The following is a 19,373-nucleotide window of genomic DNA, read 5'->3' on the forward strand; positions in this document are numbered from 1 at the left end:
AATATTCTACACTAGCAACAAGTCAACTTATTACAGTATTTATCCATTTATTTTTTTATCGTGAATATTACCAACAAAACTTACTTACAGTCTCTCGTTATTTTAAACAATAACATTATTAATGTACGACGTAGTTTTTCTTTCCGCCCTTTGGGTGTTTAGATAATTATGGAATTTAGGTGAGTCCGGTTCTACATTCAAACAAAAACAAACAACAACTTTAATAAAATTAAAAACACAATGCAATGGAAATTGTAATTGCTAACAAATCACATACTGTTTACGCAGATATTATTTGCAAAACCATCGAAGATGCAGCGCAAGTTAGAGGAACAGGTATCGCAAAAAGAAAACCAGAATACGTTGCCACAAAAATGGAAAACGGTAATGCTGTAATAGCATTAGACAATGGTAAATTTGCAGGTTTCTGCTATATAGAGCAATGGGGACATGGAAAATTTGTTGCCAACTCTGGTTTAATTGTACATCCTGATTATAGAAATATTGGGCTTGCAAAATCTATTAAACAAGTAATCTTTAAGCATTCTAGAACGAAGTTTCCAGATGCAAAAGTTTTTAGTATTACTACTGGTTTAGCAGTAATGAAACTAAATAGCGATTTAGGCTACAAACCGGTTACTTTTTCTGAACTTACAGACGACCAAAGCTTTTGGGATGGTTGTCAAACGTGCAGAAACTATGATGTTTTAACAAGAACAGAAAGAAAAATGTGTTTGTGCACAGGAATGTTGTTTGACCCAAAAAACAATAATAAAGAGGCGTCTAAAGAGGTTAAAGAAAGCGTTTTTCAAAAATTAAAAAATATTAAACAGAACTTGTTTCTAAAAAAAGACAAAAAATGAAAAAATTAGTAATAGCTTATAGTGGTGGATTAGATACTTCTTATTGTGCCGTAAGTTTATCAAAAGAATATGATGTACATGCTGTAAGTGTTAACACTGGTGGTTTTACAACAGAAGAAATTAAACATATTGAGAGTAACGCCTACAAAATGGGCGTTTCTACTTACAAAAATATTGATGCTGTTGCTACATTCTACAATAAAGTAGTAAAGTATTTAATTTTTGGAAACGTATTAAAAAATAGTACATATCCGCTTTCTGTTAGTGCAGAAAGAATTATTCAGGCAATTGAAATTGTAGAATATGCTAAGAGTATTGGTGCAGAATATATTGCACACGGAAGTACAGGTGCAGGAAATGACCAAGTTCGTTTTGATATGATTTTTCAAACCTTAGCGCCTGGTATTAAAATTATTACGCCAATTAGAGACGAAAAATTAACAAGACAAGAAGAAATAGATTATTTAAAAGCGGAAGGAATTGATATGCCTTGGGAAAAATCTAAATATTCTGTAAACAAAGGTCTTTGGGGAACTAGTGTTGGTGGTGTAGAAACTTTAAAGTCAGAACTTCCTTTACCTAGTGAAGCATATCCTTCTCAATTAGAAAAAGAAGGTGAAGAAAAAGTTACCTTGACTTTTAAAAATGGTGAATTTGTTGCCTTAAACGGACAAGAAAACAAACCCGAAGTAAATATTGAAAACCTAAATAATATTGCATCAAAATTTGCAATTGGTAGAGATATTCATGTTGGAGATACTATTGTTGGTACAAAAGGAAGAGTTGGTTTTGAAGCTGCTGCTGCTTTAATCACCGTAAAAGCACACCACTTGTTAGAGAAACATACCTTAACAAAATGGCAATTACAACACAAAGAATATTTATCTAGTTTCTACGGAATGCATTTACATGAAGGTCAATATTTAGATCCTGTAATGAGAGATACGGAAGCTTTTTTACAAAGTTCTCAAAAAATGGTTTCTGGTAATGTAATGGTTTCTTTAAAACCGTATCATTTTTCTTTAGACGGAATAATTTCTGACCACGATTTAATGTCTAGTGCATTTAGTACGTATGGTGAAGAAAATAAAGCTTGGACGGCAGATGATGCAAAAGGATTTATTAAAATCTTAGGAAATCAGAATAAAATATATAGACAAGTAAATAGTTAGAAAAGACCTCACAGGTTTTTAAAACCTGTGAGGTCTAAAACATTCATAAAATGAAAAAATTAGAAGTAGGAATTATAGGTGGTGCAGGTTATACTGCTGGTGAATTAATCCGATTATTATTGAACCACCCAGAAACAAATATCAATTTTGTGTACAGTACTTCTAATGCTGGCAATAAATTGTACAAAGTACACCAAGATTTAATAGGTGATACAGAAATAGATTTTACAAGCGAGATAAATACAAATGTTGATGTTTTATTTTTATGTTTAGGACATGGAAATTCAACTGCTTTTTTAGAGAAAACTACTTTTTCTGACAACACAAAAATTATTGATTTAAGTAATGATTTTAGATTACTTGCTGATAAAAATTTTGAAGGTAAAGATTTTGTGTACGGTTTACCAGAATTAGATAAAGAAAATATAAAAACAGCTAAGTATATTGCAAATCCGGGGTGTTTTGCAACTGCTTTGCAATTGGCAATTTTGCCTTTAGCAGCAAATGGATTATTGCAAAATGACATTCATATTAATGCTGTAACTGGTGCAACTGGCGCAGGAACTTCATTATCTGCAACAACGCATTTTACATATAGAGATAATAATTTTTCTCACTATAAAGCTTTTAATCATCAGCATTTAGGAGAAATTAATCAGTCTGTAAATCGTTTACAAAGTGATTTTAATTCGGAAATTAACTTTATGCCAAATAGAGGTAATTTTTCTAGAGGGATTTTTGCAACGACCTACACTAAGTTTGAGGGTTCTATAGAAGAAGCTATAAAAATGTACAAGGAATATTATAAAGATGCTGCTTTTACGTTTGTTTCTGATACAGATGTTCACATGAAACAAGTAGTAAACACAAACAAATGTATTATTGGTTTAGAAAAACATGGTAACAAATTATTAATTACAAGTACTATCGATAACCTATTAAAAGGGGCTTCTGGAGCAGCAATTCAGAATCTTAATTTAATGTATGGTTTTGAAGAAACGTTAGGTTTAAATTTAAAAGCGAATTATTTTTAAAATATAGTTAATGGTTGTTGGTTGTTAGTTAATGGTTCTCATTACTAAAAACCATTAACCACCAACCAAAAACAAAAAATTTATGAAAGCAGCAATTATTGGAGCAGGAAGTTTAGGACAATCTATCGCCAAGGGTTTATTAAAAAACAAGGTGGTAAGTTCTTTGTATTTAACAAAACGTAATACAAACTCAATATCAGGTTTTAATGCTTATGATGAAGTGGTTTTAACTTCGGATAACGAAGAAGCTGTAAAAAATTCTGATATTTTAATATTTGCTGTTCAACCGAGACATTTAGAACAAATTTTAAAAGATTTAAAACCTCTTTTAAATGAAAACCATGTGATAATTACAGTTATTACTGGTTTTTCTATCGAAAAAATTGAAGCTATTATTGGTGTTGATCGCTTTATTATTCGTTCTATGCCAAATACAGCTGCTGCAGTTGGGCAATCTATGACCTGTCTTTCGCCGAATATAAAAGGGAAAGAAAAGGTAGCATTAGCCAAAACAATTTTTAATAGTTTAGGGCAATCATTAGAAATTCCGGAAGATCAATTACAAGCTGCAACGGTTATTTGTGCAAGTGGTATTGCTTTTTGGATGCGTTTAATTCGTGCAACCACACAAGGTGCCATTCAGTTAGGTTTTGAAGCCGATGAAGCACATAAATTGGCAATGCAAACTTGTTTTGGTGCTGCTAGTTTATTAAAAGAATCTGGCAATCACCCAGAAGCAGAAATAGACAGAGTAACCACTCCTGGAGGTTGTACCATAGAAGGTTTAAACGAAATGGAACACCAAGGTTTAAGCTCTTCTTTAATTAAAGGAATCAACAAATCATTTGATAAAATCAACCAAATAAAAAACTAATCAACGGGTTTAAACCCATTGCTACTAAAAACTAACATTATGCCATTATTTAACGTTTATCCACTGTACGATGTTACACCTGTAAAAGCTAAAGGAGTTTATGTTTATGATGAAAACAAAACGGAATATTTAGATTTATATGGTGGTCATGCTGTAATTTCTATTGGACACGCACATCCTAAATATGTAGAAGCTATTACCAAGCAAGTTTCAAAACTAGGTTTTTATTCGAATGCTATTCAGAATCCTTTACAAGTTCAATTAGCAGATAAATTAGAAGCACTTTCTGGTTGTAAAGACTACGAATTATTTTTATGTAATTCTGGTGCGGAAGCAAATGAAAATGCATTAAAATTAGCTTCTTTTAAAACCAATAAATCTAGAGTTATTGCTTTTAGAAATGGTTTTCATGGTAGAACTTCTGCTGCGGTTGCTGCAACCGATAATAAAAATATTATTGCACCAATTAACGCACAACAAAAAGTTACTATTTTAGATTTAAATGATATTGATAGCGTAAAAACAGAACTTGAAAAAGGAGATGTTTGTGCTGTTATTGTAGAATTTATACAAGGAGTTGGTGGTTTAGATGAAGCTACTGCAGAATTTTTTGAACAAGTAGATGTTCTTTGTAAAGCAAACAACACTTTTTTTATTGCGGATGAAGTACAGTCTGGTTACGGTAGATCTGGTAAGTTTTTTGCTTTTCAACATTATAATGTAACGCCAGATGTTATTTCTATTGCCAAAGGTATGGGAAATGGTTTTCCTATTGGAGGAATATTAATTCACCCAAGCATCGAATCTAAATTCGGAATGTTAGGTACTACTTTTGGAGGAAATCATTTGGCTTGTGCTGCAGGTTTGGCTGTTTTAAATGTTATTGAAGAACAAAACTTAATTGACAACGTAAATGAAATGTCTTGCTATTTTATGAAAATTGCAAAGACAATTCCGCAGATAAAAAATATTAAAGGAAGAGGATTAATGCTTGGTTTAGAATTCGACTTTGAAGTTGGAGATTTACGCAAGAAATTAATTTATGACTATCACATTTTTACCGGTGGCGCTATGAATAAAAATTTGTTAAGAATTTTACCTCCTTTAACTGTTCGAAAAGATCATATAGATCAGTTTTTTGAAGCATTAGTTGATGCTTTAGGAGAATAAATAATTATTAAAAGCAAAGAGTCGTAGAGAGTTTTTAACCATTTATACTGTAAAATTAAACAAAAAAACGCAACGTTTTTCGCAGAGTTTTTTTTTTTAGAATTGATACTGAGAACTGCAACTGTAAACTGAATACTAAAAGAATATGAACACTTTATTATCCATAGAAACTAGAAATGCCGTTCTACTTACAATGGCAGCACTTCTTGAAAAAGAAAGAAAAGCTATTATTAGCATCAACAAAAAAGATTTAGAGGCGTATAAAGGTGATGACATTTCTATGTTTGATCGTTTAAAGGCAGATGATAAAAAGGTTGATGAAATGATTGCCGCTGCTAAACATTTGGCTTCTCAAGAAGACCCTGTAGGTGTAGAGCGTTTTAGTTTTAAGCATGATAACGGAATGCAAGTGTATAACAAAACGGCTTCTTTTGGTACGATTCTTATTATTTATGAATCGAGACCAGATGTTACCGTAGAAGCAGCCGGAATTGCATTTAAATCTGGAAATAAAATATTATTAAAAGGTGGTAAAGAATCTTTACAATCTAATTTGAAGATTGTAGAATTATGGCACCAAGCGTTAAAAAAGCACAATGCTTCTACAGATTGGGTAGAATATTTACAATTTAACAGAACGGAAACACAAGCATTTTTAGAAAAACCAACTCAGAAAGTAGATTTAATTGTACCAAGAGGTGGAGAACGTTTAATTGCTTTTGTTAAAGAACACGCTACTTGCCCAGTTATTATTAGCGGACGAGGAAACAACTTTGTGTACGTAGAAAAAGAAGCAGATTTAGAAATTGCTGTTGATGTAATTATCAACGGGAAATCTAAAATATCTGCTTGTAACGCAGTTGATAAAGTTTTAATTGATGAAAACTTACCAAATAAAGAAGCGTTTATCAATACATTAATCTCAAAATTAAACGAAGCTAAAATTCAGGTTTTAGGCGATGCAACTGTTGCTAAGAACCATAAACTAGAACAAATTTCATCAAACGAAGTTTGGTACGAAGAGTTTTTAGATTATAAAATTGTAATTGGTGAAATAGCTTCAAACTCTGATGCTATTGCAATGATTAACAAATATGCTGGCGGACATTCATCAGCAATTATTACCAAAGAAATTGAAGTTGCTAAAGTATTTATGGAAAACGTAGATACTGCAGTGGTTTATCATAATGCTTCTACACGTTTTACAGATGGTGGTCAGTTAGGTTTGGGTGGCGAATTAGCGATTAGTACAGACAAATTACACCAACGTGGACCAATTGGCTTGCAACACTTGGTTACCAATAAATGGTACGTTCATGGAAACGGACAGGTGAGAAGTTAAAAAATTAGTTGGCAGTTTTTCAGTCGCAGTTGACAGTCAAAACTACAGTTACAGTAAGCAGTTGAAAAAACAAATACAATGCTAAAAAAGAAACGAATTTTACTAAAAATAGGTTCTAACACACTTACCAAAGAAACAGATAATATTTCTAGAGGTAAAATTGAAGATATTGCAAATCAAATTGCAAAACTACAAGATACTTGCGAGTTTATTATTGTGAGTTCTGGCGCAATTGCTGTTGCAAAACAGTTTGTAAAATTAGAAAGCAAACACGAAGAAGTTTTTGTAAAACAAGCTTTGGCTTCTATTGGTCAGCCACATTTAATTAGAATCTATCAAGAAATTTTTAGAGAGTATGGTTTATTGAGTTCTCAATGCCTTCTCTCCTATTCAGATTTTGAAAAACAACAAAGTAAAACCAATATTGTAAACACTATAAATGTGTTGGTAAACAATAATTACATTCCTATTATTAACGAAAATGATACGGTTGCAACCGATGAAATTCAGTTTGGTGATAATGATAAACTAGCAGCTTTAACGGCTACTTTATTACATGTAGATTTGCTAATTATTGCCACAAACACCAACGGAATTTACACCAAAGAGTCTTTTAAAAACAACGCGCCAGAAACTATTTTGGTGGTTGAAGATTTTGATCATTTAAAAGATGAAGTTGTAAATTCTAAATCATCCCACGGAAGTGGCGGAATGGCTTCTAAAATTGAAGCTGCAGAACTTGCAAAAAACGCAAACATAGAAACTTGGATTGTAAATGGTTTAGAAGACAATTTTATGACCAATGCTTTTGATAATAAGGTTGCGTTTACAAAAATAAAATAAGACTATCAATTGCAATGGACTTAAGACTATTGTTAAAATAAAAATATGAAGAATTACACCTCTATTAACGACATTGACAACATCAATTCTTGGATTGAAGAAGCCAAAGAAATTAAAGCAAACCCTTTAAAAAACATCCAATTAGGAAAAAACAAAACATTAGGATTGTTATTCTTTAATTCTAGTTTACGTACACGTTTAAGTACCCAGAAAGCAGCATTAAATTTAGGAATGGATCCTATTGTAATGAATGTTTCTGGTGATGCTTGGGGAATTGAATTTGGAGATGGAACTGTGATGAATGGAAACACAGCAGAACATATAAAAGAAGCAGCCGCTGTAGTATCTCAATATTGCGATATTATTGCTGTAAGGGCTTTTCCTACCTTAACAGACAAAGAACTAGACGAATCAGAACAGGTTTTAAAATCGTTTGTACAATTTGCTTCTGTGCCAATTGTAAGTATGGAAAGTGCAACCGGTCATCCGTTACAAGGATTAACAGATGCTATTACTATTTCTGAAAACGCCACCAAAAAGAAACCAAAAGTAGTTTTAAGTTGGGCGCCACATGTAAAGGCTTTGCCACATGCTGTTGGAAATAGTTTTGTACAGGCTATGCAAAAAATGGATGTTGAATTTGTAATTGCAAATCCAGAAGGATATAATTTGAATCCAGAAATTACAAAAGACACACCTATTTATCACAATCAAGCAGCAGCTTTAAAAGATGCAGATTTTGTATATACTAAAAACTGGAGTTCTTATGAGGATTACGGAAAAGTATTAAAAACAGATTTAGATTGGATGATTACCAAAGACAAACTTGGTGACGCTAAGTTTATGCACTGTTTGCCTGTAAGAAGAAATGTTGTGGTAGAAGATGCCGTTTTAGATTCTGATAGCTCTTTAGTTATTGAGCAAGCAAATAACAGAACTTATGCTGCTCAATTGGTATTGAAAAAGATATTAGAAAACAACTAACGTCATTGCGAGGTACTAAGTAATCTGCCTATTAATGAAGAGATTGCTTCTTACCTCGCAATGACAGAAACATGAAAAATGGAAAAACTATCAATCATAAAAATTGGAGGAAACATTATAGAAGATGAAACTTCTTTACATGCTTTTCTAAAATTATTTTCTAATTTAGAAGGGAATAAAATTTTAGTTCACGGAGGCGGAAAACGTGCTACTCATATTGCTTCTAAATTAGGCATCGAATCTAAAATGGTAAATGGTAGACGTATTACTGATGCAGAAACTTTAGAAGTAATTACCATGGTTTATGGTGGCTTGGTAAACAAGAATATAGTTGCTAAATTACAGGCTTTACAAATAGATGCCATTGGTTTAACAGGTGCAGATATTAACAGCATACAATCAGAAAAAAGACCTGTAAAAGAAGTTGATTTTGGTTTTGTGGGTGATGTAAAAAAAGTAGCTTCTAATGCTATTGATAAATTAATAAAAGCAAAATTTACACCAGTATTTTGCGCTATTACGCACGATGGTAACGGTCAGTTACTAAATACAAATGCAGATACCATTGCAAGTACAATTGCAGTTGGAATGAGTAAAATCTATGAAACATCCATTTATTATTGTTTTGAATTGAATGGTGTTTTAAAAGATTTTAATGATAAAAATTCAGTAGTAAAAGTGATCAATTCTAAAACATATAAAGAATTGTTAGCTGATAAAATTATTACTGACGGAATGATTCCTAAAATAGACAATTGCTTTGATGCTTTAAACAACGGAGTAGCAAGAGTAAACATCGGAAATACTTCTATGTTGACAAAAGAAAACGATAATTTTACAACCATTACATTATAAAATGAGGATCGAAAAATTAACAGAAAACGCAATTGATCTTTTAAAGAATTTGATTGAAACCCAATCTTTTTCTACAGAAGAGCACAATACAGCCAAACTTATAGAAGGATGGTTTATAGAAAATGAAATTCCGTTTAAAAGAACAAAAAATAATATTTGGGCAACCAACAAACATTTTGATGAAAGCAAACCAACCTTATTGCTAAACTCTCATCATGATACAGTTCATCCAAACTCTGCGTATACAAAAGATCCTTTAAAAGCGATTGTAGAAGACGGAAAATTATACGGTTTAGGTTCTAATGATGCCGGTGGATGTTTGGTTTCCTTAATAGCAACTTTCACTAATTTTTACGAACAAGAAAACTTAAAATACAATTTGGTTATTGTAGCTTCTGCAGAAGAAGAAAACAGTGGTCCAGACGGATTGAATAGTATGCTAAAAATAATTCCACATATTGATGTGGCAATTGTTGGCGAACCAACATTAATGAATTTAGCGGTTGCAGAAAAAGGTTTAGTTGTTTTTGATGCCGTTGTAGAAGGAACTCCAAGTCATGCTGCACACCCAAATAACAACAATGCTATTTATAATACCATAGAAGTTTTACAATGGTTTAAAGATTTTAAATTCGACAAACCTTCTGTTGCTTTAGGCGATGTAAAAATGACGGTTACACAAATTAATGCGGGTAAACAGCATAATGTTGTTCCTGCTCATGTAGATTTAGTTGTTGATGTTCGTGTAAACGATGCATATTCTAATAAAGAAATTGCCGATATTTTACAAGAAAAATCACCTTGTACAAAAATTACACCTAGAAGTTTACGCTTAAACTCCTCTTCTATTTCTACCAATCACGATCTAGTAAAAGCAGGTATTGCCATGGGACGAGAAACTTATGGTTCTCCTACTTTATCTGATCAATCTGTTTTAACTTGCCAATCTTTAAAATTAGGCCCTGGAGACAGTACACGTTCTCATTCTGCCGATGAATTTATATATTTGGCTGAAATTGAAGAAGGAATTAAAATATATGTAGAATTGTTGAATCGTGTAATTGTTTAAAAAGTAATATAACAAAACGTCAAAACGAGGAAGTATCACAAAGTTATCTCTCAATTAATAAAGAGATTGCTTCGTACCTCGCAATGACAAAAAAAATAGAAATTATGAAGTTGTGGGATAAAGGATTTTCAATAGATCAACAAATAGAAAAATTTACAGTAGGTAATGATAGAGAAATTGACATGCATATTGCAAAATATGATGTTCAGGCTTCTTTAGCTCATGCTATTATGCTAGAATCTATTGGTATTATTACTGCGGATGAACTAAAAGATTTAAAAAGAGGACTAAACGAATTAGCAACTGATATTGAAAACGGAACCTTCATAATAGAAGCTTCTTTTGAAGATGTACACTCTAAGATTGAATGGGAATTAACCAATAAATTAGGAGAGGTTGGTAAGAAAATTCATACTGCACGTTCTAGAAACGATCAAGTTTTAGTAGCACTTCAATTATATTACAAAGACAACCTAAGGTTGATTAATTCAAAAACTAAAGTTTTATTTGAAACTTTATTAAATCTTGCAGAAACGCACAAAGAAAGCCTTTTACCTGGTTATACGCATTTACAAGTGGCAATGCCATCATCATTTGGGTTATGGTTTTCTGCCTATGCAGAATTATTAATTGATGATGTATATATGTTAAATGCAGTTTCTAAAGTTGTAGACCAAAATCCTTTAGGTTCTGCTGCAGGTTACGGAAGCTCCTTCCCTATAGACAGAGAATTAACTACAAAAGAATTAGAGTTTGCTACCTTAAAATACAATGTTGTGGCAGCACAATTAAGTAGAGGAAAAAGCGAACGTTCTATAGCTTCTGCTTTAGGTGGTTTATGTAACACTATGTCTCGCTTTGCAATGGATGTTTGTTTGTATATGAGTCAGAATTTTAATTTTATTACTTTTCCAGATGAATTAACTACAGGAAGTAGCATTATGCCACACAAGAAAAATCCTGATGTGTTTGAATTGATTCGTGGAAAATGTAATAAAATACAGGCATTACAAACAGAAATGATCTTAATTACCAACAATTTACCAACGGGTTATCACAGAGATTATCAATTGTTAAAAGAAAACATTATTGCAGCTTTTGAAGATGTAAAAGATATTTTAGACATCTTTAATTACTCTATTCAGCAAGTAATTGTAAAAGATATCGATTTAGATGATGAAAAATATCAATATTTATTTACGGTTGATAGCATTAATAATTTAGTGGTTGAAGGGATGTCTTTTAGAGAAGCATATCAAAAAATTGGAGGACAAGTACAAGCAGGCACTTACAAACCAGATTTAGGGAAACAACACACTCATGTAGGAAGTATACATAATTTATCTTTGGATAAAATTGCAGCAAAATATCCTAAACAATAAAAATAATTACAAATCTAAAAAGCCCAAATTCATTATGAATTTGGGCTTTTTATTTTATGAACGATTTTTATTCTATCTCTTAAAAATAAAAATTGACTCCAATAGACGTACTAAAAACATCTACTAAATCTACTTCTTCTGTAGCTAGTGCATACCATAAATAAGTTTCTACCGTACCTAATTCTACGTAAAAATCTACTCCTTTAAATATTTTTGGTTTCTTAAAATCCTTATGAACCATAACTCCTCCAAAAAGCGTAAAATGAACCGCTGTGGGAACATAATAACCTTCTGGATATTTACTAGGAAGCGTTGTAAACGAAGTAGTACCTATATCTAAAGTTGTTGCAATACCAGCAATTGGAGTTATTGTTAAGTTTTCTCCAATCTTTTTTCTGTAAATAGGAAACGTATTCTTTATAGTAATTAAATGTATGTTCTCTGCTTTAGATGCAGATTTTGGCACAAAACCATATAATAATTCAGAAGATAAAACTTTATCAAACAATTGGTAACCAGCACCAACAGAAAAAAGGCCTATATTTCCGGCAAATTGTGCTTTTACATAGTCTGGTACATACCAAGATTTTTCTTTAACCGAGACTGTTTCTTGAGCAATAATATTGTTAAATAATAACAACATTATTGGTAGTATTAATATGTTTCTATTTTTCATCTTACTTATAATTCTATCAATTCTACACTAAAATCCTTTTCCTTTACTGTTACTATATTGTAAGCTTCATCTTTAACGGTAGGCGCAGTTAAATAACTTACTTCCCCTTCTTCATAAAAGTAAGTGTGCGTATGACCATGTATAGATAAAGGAACCTTATATTCTAACATTAAAGATCTGTATTTTTCTTCCAACTCATCATCAAACTGATCTCCATTAGGAGGAATATGAGTTATTACAAATACTTGATTAAAGGTTTCATTCGCTTTTAATTCTGATGTTAACCAATCAAAGTCTAACTCCTTTTCACTTTCCCAAACTACATCATCAAAAAGCACAAACTTGTTATTATTAAATTCAAAAGAGTAATTATAGTCGCCAAACATTTTTTTATAAATGATTTCACCATTATTATTATAATCATGATTTCCAATAACTGTGAGGTAAGGTTTTTGAAGATCTTTCATTATATCATGAAAAATCTCATATTCTCTTAATAATGCTTGATCTGCAATATCGCCACCAAAAATTACAAATTTAATATCATCTCTATTATTTATATCATCAACTACCTCGTTAAGTTGATCATAAAAAAAATGTACATCTGAAATAAATGCAAATTTAAATTCTTTAGAATCTAGAGAAATATCTTCTAATAATTTTAAATTCTTAACCGTTGTATTTTGTTGATTGGTTTTTACGTTTGCTTCATAAACACTAAATTCAAAAGGATGGTCGCAAGTTGTAAAAAACAATACAAAACTCAGTATTGCTATTCTTAAATATTTCATTTTTTCTATATGTTTATACAAATTTATTCATTGTATAGACGATAAAAAAATAGGTGCTTACAATAATAAAAAAAAATAATTTCAAAACTAGTTTTTAACCTTGTTATCCTAAAAACAAACACTACTTACACGTTGTATTTAAAGGCTTTAAGAGCAGTTTATTAAAAATAAATTTATTTTAATAAAATATTTCTATTCTTAATAAATTAAATCATTTATCTCATTAAAAGTTAGAAAAAAACTACTTACATCATTATTATTTTAATCATTTTACCTCGTATTTAATATATATCTTTTATATTGAACGATTAACCCCTTAAAAATAATGTATTTATGTTTTGGTTTCATTCAGATTTAGAGCGATTAGAAAATCAAATTGAAAGTTTAAACTATAAACCTAGAATGATTTTTTATGGTAGTTCTACAATTACCTTATGGAATGAGTTAACCACTATTTTTAAAGAACATCACCCTGTAAACTTAGGCTTTGGAGGAGCAACTTTAGCTGCATGCACATGGTTTTTTGATCGTGTTTTTAAAAACATAAAGGAAATAGATGCTATTGTAATTTATGCAGGTGATAATGATTTAGGAGAAGGAAGACACCCAGAAGAGGTACTACTCTATTTAGAAAATTTATTACTAAAAATTAGGGCAAAATATGGAAACGTAATATGCACTTGTATTTCGATAAAACCAAGTGTTGCTCGTAATCATTTATTAGAAAGCATTCATTTTACAAATAAAAACATTAAAAAATTAATGTCTAAAGACGATAATTTTCATTTTGTAAGTATTTATGATGATTTATTAGATGAAAACGGAAATCCTGATAGTACTTATTTTGAAGAGGACGGATTGCACTTTAACACCAAAGGTTACCAACTATTAGCAAAATTACTGCATACGCAACCACAAATATTCCCTCAAAAAATACTCAAAAAAATACTCGAGAAAGTATAAGAAAAGATTACCTTGATAGAAAAATTGTTTTTCATGAAAAGAGAATATCATAAATGGTATAGCCCGAATCTTGAAAAAGAAATGGAACTTCTTGTATTTGGGCATGCGGGAACAAAAGTGTTGTTTTTTCCACCAAGAATGGGCCGCTTTTTCGATTATGAAAATTGGAAAATTATTGCTGCTTTAGAACAAAAAATATTAAAAGGAAAATTACAAGTATTTTGTGTAGATAGTGTCGATTTAGAATCTTTTTATAATAGTTTTAAAGATCCTGGATACCGTATTTATAGACATATTCAATACGAAAACTATGTAATTGAAGAAGTGGTAGCACTCGCCAATTCTATCAACTCAAATAAAAATGTTATTTCAGCGGGTTGTAGTTTAGGTGCCTATCATGCTGTAAATATTGCCATGCGTCATCCTAATTTATTTACAAAAGTTGTAGGAATGAGTGGTCGTTATGATTTAACAAAATCGAGTGGTTACTTCAACGATTTATTCAACGGTTTTCATAATGATTTTGTTTATTTTAATATGCCTAACCAATACTTAAAAAACTTACAAGATCCTATTGTTATTGATCAATTGAGTAAAATGGATATTACATTAGCTATCGGAAAAGAAGATTCCTTTTTAGGCAGTAACTTTAAATTATCAGATATTTTAAATGAAAAGGAAATTCCACATAACTTATTTGAATGGCACGAAGAAGCACACAGAGCTAGATATTGGAGAAAAATGGTAGATATCTATTTTTAGAAAAAACTATTTTTATTTCAATAAAAAGTAAATATACTCAGGTAAAAAAATAAAAAATCGTTCATTTTTCTTTACATATTTTCTAATTTAACGACACAAAAATTGCTAAAATAGCAATAAAAATCCGTTTTAAATAAATACAGAAACGGTTACCTTTGTACTCTCAAAAAAATAAAAATGCCAAAAATTGTATCTGTAAAACATTCCGAATTTGTACTTATCGGAGGTGGTATTATGACTGCTACATTAGCCATATTATTGTATGAAAAGTATCCAGGTAAAAAAATAACCATTATAGAAAAGTTACCTACAATGGCAGAAGAAAGTTCTGAAGCTTGGAACAATGCAGGTACAGGACATTCTGGAAATTGCGAACTAAATTATACACCAGAAAAGAAAGGCATTGTAAATATTGATAAAGCAATTAGTATTTCTGAGCAATTTACAGAAACTTATAACTTTTGGAAAGACTGTGCAGAAAAAGGATACATTAGAAATTTATCAAAATGTATTAGTGAAGTTCCACACCTTAGTTTTGTTAGAGGAAAAAAAGATGTTGCCTTTTTAGAAAAACGCTATAATGCAATGAGTGAGCAACCTAATTTTAAAGGCATGTTTTTTTCTAAAGAAAATGAACAAGTAAAAAAATGGCTTCCCTTAATGATGGAAGGACGTTCTGATAAAGAAGAAGTTGCTGCCACGTATTTTGAAAAAGGATATGATGTTAATTTTGGTGAAATAGCAGAACAAATATTTCGTTTTTTAAAAAAACAACCACATGTAGAATTGTTGAATCATAGCAATGTTTACAATATTCAAAAATCTAAAAGAAATAATTGGGTAGTAAGTATAAAAGGACAAAATGTTGGTAAACATTGGATGTTAGCAACTAACTATCTTTTTATTGGTGCAGGAGGAGGAACATTGCCTTTACTAGAAAAAGCAAACATAAAGGAAGCAAAAGGATATGGAGGTTTTCCTATTAGTGGTCTTTGGTTACGTTGCACCAATCCAGAAATTATAGAAAGACACAATGCTAAAGCTTATGGTAAAGCTGGTCCTGGTGCACCACCAATGTCTGTACCTCACATGGATTCTAGAATGATTAACGGACGTAAAGAATTGTTATTTGGTCCTTTTGCTGGTTTTACTACCAAATTTTTAAAACATGGCTCTATGTTCGATTTACCAAAATCTGTAGAGTTTGATAATATTATGAGTCTTTTAGGAGCTGGTTACCAAAACTTACCGCTTGTAAAATATCTAATTAAACAAGTACGTTTATCATTTAAAGATAGAATGAATGAGTTGAGAGTATTCTATCCAGAAGCAGATAATGACGACTGGAAAGTAGTTGTTGCAGGTCAGCGTGTGCAAATTATTAAACGTAACAAAAAAGGGTTTGGAAAACTAGAATTCGGTACAGAAATTATTGTTTCTGAAGACAGAACTATTGCAGCTCTTTTAGGTGCCTCTCCTGGCGCTTCTACTTCTTACGCTGTTATGAAAGAAGTTTTTGATAAGTCTTTTAAAAATTAAAGTATTATGAATTTAGTAGTTTTAGATGGACATACATTAAACCCGGGCGACTTAAGTTGGGACGGAATAAAACAGTTTGGAGATTTAAAAGTACATGATAAAACAAATTTTGATACCGAAACAGTAGTTAAATCTATTGGCAATGCAACTGTTGTATTTACCAATAAAACACCAATAACTAAAAGTGTACTAGAAAGAACACCTACTATTAAATATATTGGCGTTTTAGCAACTGGGTACAATGTTGTTGATATTGAGTACGCCAAAGAACGTGGTATTATAGTTACAAACATACCTACATATAGCACCAATGCCGTGGCACAATTTACCATGGGCTTATTACTAGAAATGTGCCATAATATTGGAAAACATAATGCTGCTGTACAAAATGGTGAGTGGTTAAATAGTGCCGATTTTACTTTTAGCAAATCTCCATTAATAGAATTGGTTGGTAAAACTATTGGTATTATTGGTTTTGGAAAAATAGGGCAAGCAACTGCAAAATTGGCCGCTGCTTTTGGATTAAATATCTTGGTTCATAGTAGAAGCAAATATCCGGAACTAGAAACCAAAACTTGCCAATATGTCCCTTTAGATACATTGTTTAAAAAAGCAGATATTATCAGTTTACATTGTCCGCTTACAGAAAGTACCACAGCCATTATCAATAAAGAAAATATAGATAAGATGAAAGATGGTGTACTTATAATTAATACTTCTAGAGGAGGATTAATTATTGAAGAAGATCTTAAAGACGCTCTAAATTCTGGTAAAGTAGCTAGTGCAGCGGTAGATGTAATTTCTACAGAACCTATGTTAGCCAATAACCCATTACTAAATGCGAAGAACTGTATTATAACACCTCATATTGCTTGGGCTCCAAAAGAAGCACGTACTCGCTTAATGCAAACTGCTGTAAATAATTTAGATGCTTTTATTAATGGAAATCCTGTCAATGTAATAAACGCTTAGAAGCATTCCTTTTTCTTAAACTTTTTTCTTGAATTTTTCAATCAATAAAACATTAGCAAAAATCATCGTAAAAGCATAGCCTACATCTTCTATAGGTATTGTTAATAAGCGGATTCCTAAGTTTTCTGCATCATTATACCAAACGATTGGATCATCGATTCCTGTTCCTGTTAAAACTCCGTTTACTATAAAAAACGGAATCAAAATAATAAGGAATGAAATATAAAACCGTTGTAAATCTTTAATTCCGAAGAAAAAACCAATTAAGAGTAGTAAAATCAGAAAAGTGTAATTTACAAAAGTGTAGGCTTTATCCGTATTCATAAAAATTACAGGAAGCAAAATCAGCATAAAAAATATTGTAATCAATTTTGTAATCTTTTCAGAAATAACTAATTGAGGTTTAAAATACTCCAAGGAATAATGAATAAATATACTTGCATACGGAATGCAGATAAAGAACATCCATTCATCAATTGGCATTCCAAAAAGTAAGAAATTTAAATGATAATCTGGGTTAAACCCCCAAACTCCATTAGCTGTAAAAATAGCATCCCAAATTAAAAAAACAATCGAAACAAGTATTAAAGACGAAAAAACAGCTTTCCAATGTTTTATAAATCGCATTTTTTTCTCAAAAGAATATAAAAGCGGAATACTAATAGAACCGAGATTTAAAAGTAGATATAGAAACACTAAATTTTTGGTTTTTTAAAATATTTAAAAGGAACAAACAACATTCCAAAACACTCACCTTCTTCTTTTCCTAAATGTTTATGATGCATTTTATGCGCCTTTCTTAATCCTTTTAAATACCGATTATTGGTGCGTTTAAACCATTTAAAACGTTGATGAATTAATACATCGTGTACTAAAAAATAAGCAATTCCGTAAAATAGAATTCCAAGTCCTATAAAAAACAAGAAAGTAAATTCTGTATACGTACCAAAGTAAAAAAGCAAAATACTTGGTGTAGCAAAAACAACAAAAAAAGCATCGTTTTTTTCAAAAACTCCGTTGTATTTTGGTTGATGATGATCTTCGTGTAAATACCAACCAAAGCCATGCATCACAAATTTGTGTGTGCACCAAGTTACACATTCCATTAGTAAGAAAACAGCCAATGTTATTACTATATATATCATTTTATTTTAATGTCTGGTCGAGCGCAGTGGAGACCTAATTAATAGTATTGCCTCTTCTAAATAACCTCTCGACTGCGCTCGAGGAGACATTTTACTATATAATATTTAATTTATATTTTACATAACTTCTAGCAAGTAAGTTAATTTTCATCGGGTCGGAAATTCGAATTCGAGTATCCATAATTTTTTCTGATGGAACTTTCTTCAACTTTTTTAACAACCTTCTGTAATATCTATATGCCATATATACACCAAACTTTGCTTCTGCAGGCAATTTAAGAATTCCGTTTTGGTAGGCAAAATCGAAATCAGCTTCAATTTCATTAATAATAAGTTCTTTAGAAGCTGCGTCTAATTCTCCTAAATTGATATTCGGAAAATAAGAACGATTCAATACTTCAAAATCGTCTTTTAAATCACGTAAAAAATTCACTTTTTGAAAAGCAGAACCTAAACGCATGGCAGCATTTTTTAATTCTTCAAATCTTTTATCATCTCCATCAACAAAAACTTTTAAGCACATTAAACCAACCACATCTGCAGAACCATAAATATAGGCATCGTATTCCTCTTTGGTTTCATACTCCGTTTTAAATAAATCGGCTTTCATGCTTTTTAAAAAAGCTTGCACCATTGCATCTGGAATTTTATATTTACTTACCGTTTGTTGAAAAGAGTTTAAAATAGGGTTTAAACTAATTCCATGTTCTTTTGCAAGGTAATAATCTCTTTCAAAATGTTCCATTAAGAGCTCCTTATCATAGTCATGAAAAGTATCAACAATTTCATCTGCAAAACGAACAAACCCATAAATATTATAAATATCAGTTCTAATTTTGGGAGACAACATATTTACTGCCAAAGAAAATGAAGTACTGTATTTTTTAGTAACCAACTTACTACAATCATTAGAAACACTGTCAAATAATTCTTTCAT

20 protein-coding genes are annotated in these 19,373 nt (G+C 31.0%); 15 read left to right on the forward strand and 5 right to left on the reverse strand.

Annotated elements, in window-relative coordinates:
* Positions 1–245 precede the first annotated feature (245 nt).
* The 11 genes from GQR92_RS07160 to argH all read left to right on the forward strand — a co-directional run bounded on the left by GQR92_RS07160 (position 246) and on the right by argH (position 11,588).
* Positions 246–863: a GNAT family N-acetyltransferase gene (locus GQR92_RS07160; protein ID WP_158838456.1), complete on the forward strand. Its 618-nt coding sequence runs from the start codon at positions 246–248 to the stop codon at positions 861–863.
* Positions 860–2,035 (forward strand): argininosuccinate synthase, encoded by a 1,176-nt coding sequence (locus GQR92_RS07165; protein WP_158838457.1) that lies wholly within the window; start codon positions 860–862, stop codon positions 2,033–2,035. The genes GQR92_RS07160 and GQR92_RS07165 overlap by 4 nt, the downstream gene beginning before the upstream one ends.
* Positions 2,036–2,085: 50 nt before the next feature.
* Positions 2,086–3,069: an N-acetyl-gamma-glutamyl-phosphate reductase gene (gene argC / locus GQR92_RS07170; protein ID WP_158838458.1), complete on the forward strand. Its 984-nt coding sequence runs from the start codon at positions 2,086–2,088 to the stop codon at positions 3,067–3,069.
* An 82-nt stretch (positions 3,070–3,151) separates the two neighbouring features.
* Positions 3,152–3,943, forward strand: coding sequence for a pyrroline-5-carboxylate reductase (gene proC, locus GQR92_RS07175; RefSeq protein ID WP_158838459.1), 792 nt, complete (start codon positions 3,152–3,154; stop codon positions 3,941–3,943).
* 39 nt (positions 3,944–3,982) lie between these two features.
* Positions 3,983–5,113, forward strand: a complete 1,131-nt coding sequence (locus tag GQR92_RS07180) for an aspartate aminotransferase family protein (protein WP_158838460.1) — start codon at positions 3,983–3,985, stop codon at positions 5,111–5,113.
* 145 nt (positions 5,114–5,258) lie between these two features.
* Complete coding sequence (locus GQR92_RS07185; protein WP_158838461.1) at positions 5,259–6,455, forward strand: glutamate-5-semialdehyde dehydrogenase; 1,197 nt, start codon at positions 5,259–5,261, stop codon at positions 6,453–6,455.
* 78 nt (positions 6,456–6,533) lie between these two features.
* Positions 6,534–7,298, forward strand: coding sequence for a glutamate 5-kinase (gene proB, locus GQR92_RS07190; protein ID WP_158838462.1), 765 nt, complete (start codon positions 6,534–6,536; stop codon positions 7,296–7,298).
* Between the two features lie 45 nt (positions 7,299–7,343).
* On the forward strand, positions 7,344–8,282 hold the full coding sequence (locus GQR92_RS07195; RefSeq protein ID WP_158838463.1) for an acetylornithine carbamoyltransferase: 939 nt from the start codon (positions 7,344–7,346) through the stop codon (positions 8,280–8,282).
* Positions 8,283–8,360: 78 nt separating this feature from the next.
* Entirely contained in the window at positions 8,361–9,137 is a 777-nt protein-coding gene (gene argB, locus GQR92_RS07200) for an acetylglutamate kinase (protein WP_158838464.1), read from the forward strand.
* A gap of 1 nt (position 9,138) precedes the next feature.
* The gene (locus GQR92_RS07205) at positions 9,139–10,206 is read left to right on the forward strand and encodes a M20 family metallo-hydrolase (RefSeq protein ID WP_158838465.1); all 1,068 of its coding nucleotides are present in this window, start codon (positions 9,139–9,141) and stop codon (positions 10,204–10,206) included.
* Between the two features lie 104 nt (positions 10,207–10,310).
* On the forward strand, positions 10,311–11,588 hold the full coding sequence (gene argH / locus GQR92_RS07210) for an argininosuccinate lyase (RefSeq protein ID WP_158842030.1): 1,278 nt from the start codon (positions 10,311–10,313) through the stop codon (positions 11,586–11,588).
* Positions 11,589–11,667: 79 nt separating this feature from the next.
* Here argH and GQR92_RS07215 read toward each other — a convergent pair whose 3' ends face one another.
* A complete protein-coding gene (locus GQR92_RS07215; RefSeq protein ID WP_158838466.1) occupies positions 11,668–12,264 on the reverse strand; it encodes a hypothetical protein in 597 nt (198 codons plus the stop codon).
* Positions 12,265–12,269: 5 nt separating this feature from the next.
* Positions 12,270–13,055: a metallophosphoesterase family protein gene (locus GQR92_RS07220; RefSeq protein WP_158838467.1), complete on the reverse strand. Its 786-nt coding sequence runs from the start codon at positions 13,053–13,055 to the stop codon at positions 12,270–12,272.
* A 333-nt stretch (positions 13,056–13,388) separates the two neighbouring features.
* Between GQR92_RS07220 and GQR92_RS07225 the strand changes: the two genes are divergently transcribed.
* The 4 genes from GQR92_RS07225 to GQR92_RS07240 all read left to right on the forward strand — a co-directional run bounded on the left by GQR92_RS07225 (position 13,389) and on the right by GQR92_RS07240 (position 17,291).
* Complete coding sequence (locus tag GQR92_RS07225) at positions 13,389–14,018, forward strand: GDSL-type esterase/lipase family protein (protein ID WP_158838468.1); 630 nt, start codon at positions 13,389–13,391, stop codon at positions 14,016–14,018.
* A gap of 33 nt (positions 14,019–14,051) precedes the next feature.
* A complete protein-coding gene (locus GQR92_RS07230) occupies positions 14,052–14,780 on the forward strand; it encodes an esterase family protein (RefSeq protein ID WP_158838469.1) in 729 nt (242 codons plus the stop codon).
* Between the two features lie 177 nt (positions 14,781–14,957).
* A complete protein-coding gene (mqo, locus tag GQR92_RS07235; protein ID WP_158838470.1) occupies positions 14,958–16,319 on the forward strand; it encodes a malate dehydrogenase (quinone) in 1,362 nt (453 codons plus the stop codon).
* Positions 16,320–16,325: 6 nt separating this feature from the next.
* The gene (locus GQR92_RS07240; protein WP_158838471.1) at positions 16,326–17,291 is read left to right on the forward strand and encodes a D-2-hydroxyacid dehydrogenase; all 966 of its coding nucleotides are present in this window, start codon (positions 16,326–16,328) and stop codon (positions 17,289–17,291) included.
* A 15-nt stretch (positions 17,292–17,306) separates the two neighbouring features.
* On the opposite strand, the gene GQR92_RS07245 is transcribed toward GQR92_RS07240, so the two are convergent.
* From GQR92_RS07245 to GQR92_RS07255, 3 genes are all read right to left on the reverse strand, one after another.
* Positions 17,307–17,987, reverse strand: a complete 681-nt coding sequence (locus GQR92_RS07245; RefSeq protein ID WP_233270052.1) for a lycopene cyclase domain-containing protein — start codon at positions 17,985–17,987, stop codon at positions 17,307–17,309.
* On the reverse strand, positions 17,987–18,436 hold the full coding sequence (locus GQR92_RS07250) for a sterol desaturase family protein (protein WP_158838472.1): 450 nt from the start codon (positions 18,434–18,436) through the stop codon (positions 17,987–17,989). Before GQR92_RS07250 ends, GQR92_RS07245 begins: the two co-directional genes overlap by 1 nt.
* Before the next feature lie 94 nt (positions 18,437–18,530).
* Positions 18,531–19,373 (reverse strand): phytoene/squalene synthase family protein, encoded by an 843-nt coding sequence (locus tag GQR92_RS07255; protein WP_158838473.1) that lies wholly within the window; start codon positions 19,371–19,373, stop codon positions 18,531–18,533.

The sequence above is a fragment of the Polaribacter sp. L3A8 genome (assembly GCF_009796785.1).
Classification (GTDB): Bacteria; Bacteroidota; Bacteroidia; order Flavobacteriales; family Flavobacteriaceae; genus Polaribacter.

Coding starts and splice junctions, on each gene's coding strand:
- proB (WP_158838462.1), top strand. CDS start 6,534: ATGCTAAAAAAGAAACGAATTTTACTAAAAATAGGTTCTAACACACTT.
- GQR92_RS07225 (WP_158838468.1), top strand. CDS start 13,389: ATGTTTTGGTTTCATTCAGATTTAGAGCGATTAGAAAATCAAATTGAA.
- GQR92_RS07165 (WP_158838457.1), top strand. CDS start 860: ATGAAAAAATTAGTAATAGCTTATAGTGGTGGATTAGATACTTCTTAT.
- GQR92_RS07195 (WP_158838463.1), top strand. CDS start 7,344: ATGAAGAATTACACCTCTATTAACGACATTGACAACATCAATTCTTGG.
- GQR92_RS07250 (WP_158838472.1), bottom strand. CDS start 18,436: ATGATATATATAGTAATAACATTGGCTGTTTTCTTACTAATGGAATGT.
- argC (WP_158838458.1), top strand. CDS start 2,086: ATGAAAAAATTAGAAGTAGGAATTATAGGTGGTGCAGGTTATACTGCT.
- proC (WP_158838459.1), top strand. CDS start 3,152: ATGAAAGCAGCAATTATTGGAGCAGGAAGTTTAGGACAATCTATCGCC.
- GQR92_RS07160 (WP_158838456.1), top strand. CDS start 246: ATGGAAATTGTAATTGCTAACAAATCACATACTGTTTACGCAGATATT.
- GQR92_RS07215 (WP_158838466.1), bottom strand. CDS start 12,264: ATGAAAAATAGAAACATATTAATACTACCAATAATGTTGTTATTATTT.
- GQR92_RS07185 (WP_158838461.1), top strand. CDS start 5,259: ATGAACACTTTATTATCCATAGAAACTAGAAATGCCGTTCTACTTACA.
- GQR92_RS07255 (WP_158838473.1), bottom strand. CDS start 19,373: ATGAAAGAATTATTTGACAGTGTTTCTAATGATTGTAGTAAGTTGGTT.
- GQR92_RS07230 (WP_158838469.1), top strand. CDS start 14,052: ATGAAAAGAGAATATCATAAATGGTATAGCCCGAATCTTGAAAAAGAA.
- GQR92_RS07240 (WP_158838471.1), top strand. CDS start 16,326: ATGAATTTAGTAGTTTTAGATGGACATACATTAAACCCGGGCGACTTA.
- GQR92_RS07180 (WP_158838460.1), top strand. CDS start 3,983: ATGCCATTATTTAACGTTTATCCACTGTACGATGTTACACCTGTAAAA.
- argH (WP_158842030.1), top strand. CDS start 10,311: ATGAAGTTGTGGGATAAAGGATTTTCAATAGATCAACAAATAGAAAAA.
- mqo (WP_158838470.1), top strand. CDS start 14,958: ATGCCAAAAATTGTATCTGTAAAACATTCCGAATTTGTACTTATCGGA.
- GQR92_RS07205 (WP_158838465.1), top strand. CDS start 9,139: ATGAGGATCGAAAAATTAACAGAAAACGCAATTGATCTTTTAAAGAAT.
- GQR92_RS07220 (WP_158838467.1), bottom strand. CDS start 13,055: ATGAAATATTTAAGAATAGCAATACTGAGTTTTGTATTGTTTTTTACA.
- argB (WP_158838464.1), top strand. CDS start 8,361: ATGGAAAAACTATCAATCATAAAAATTGGAGGAAACATTATAGAAGAT.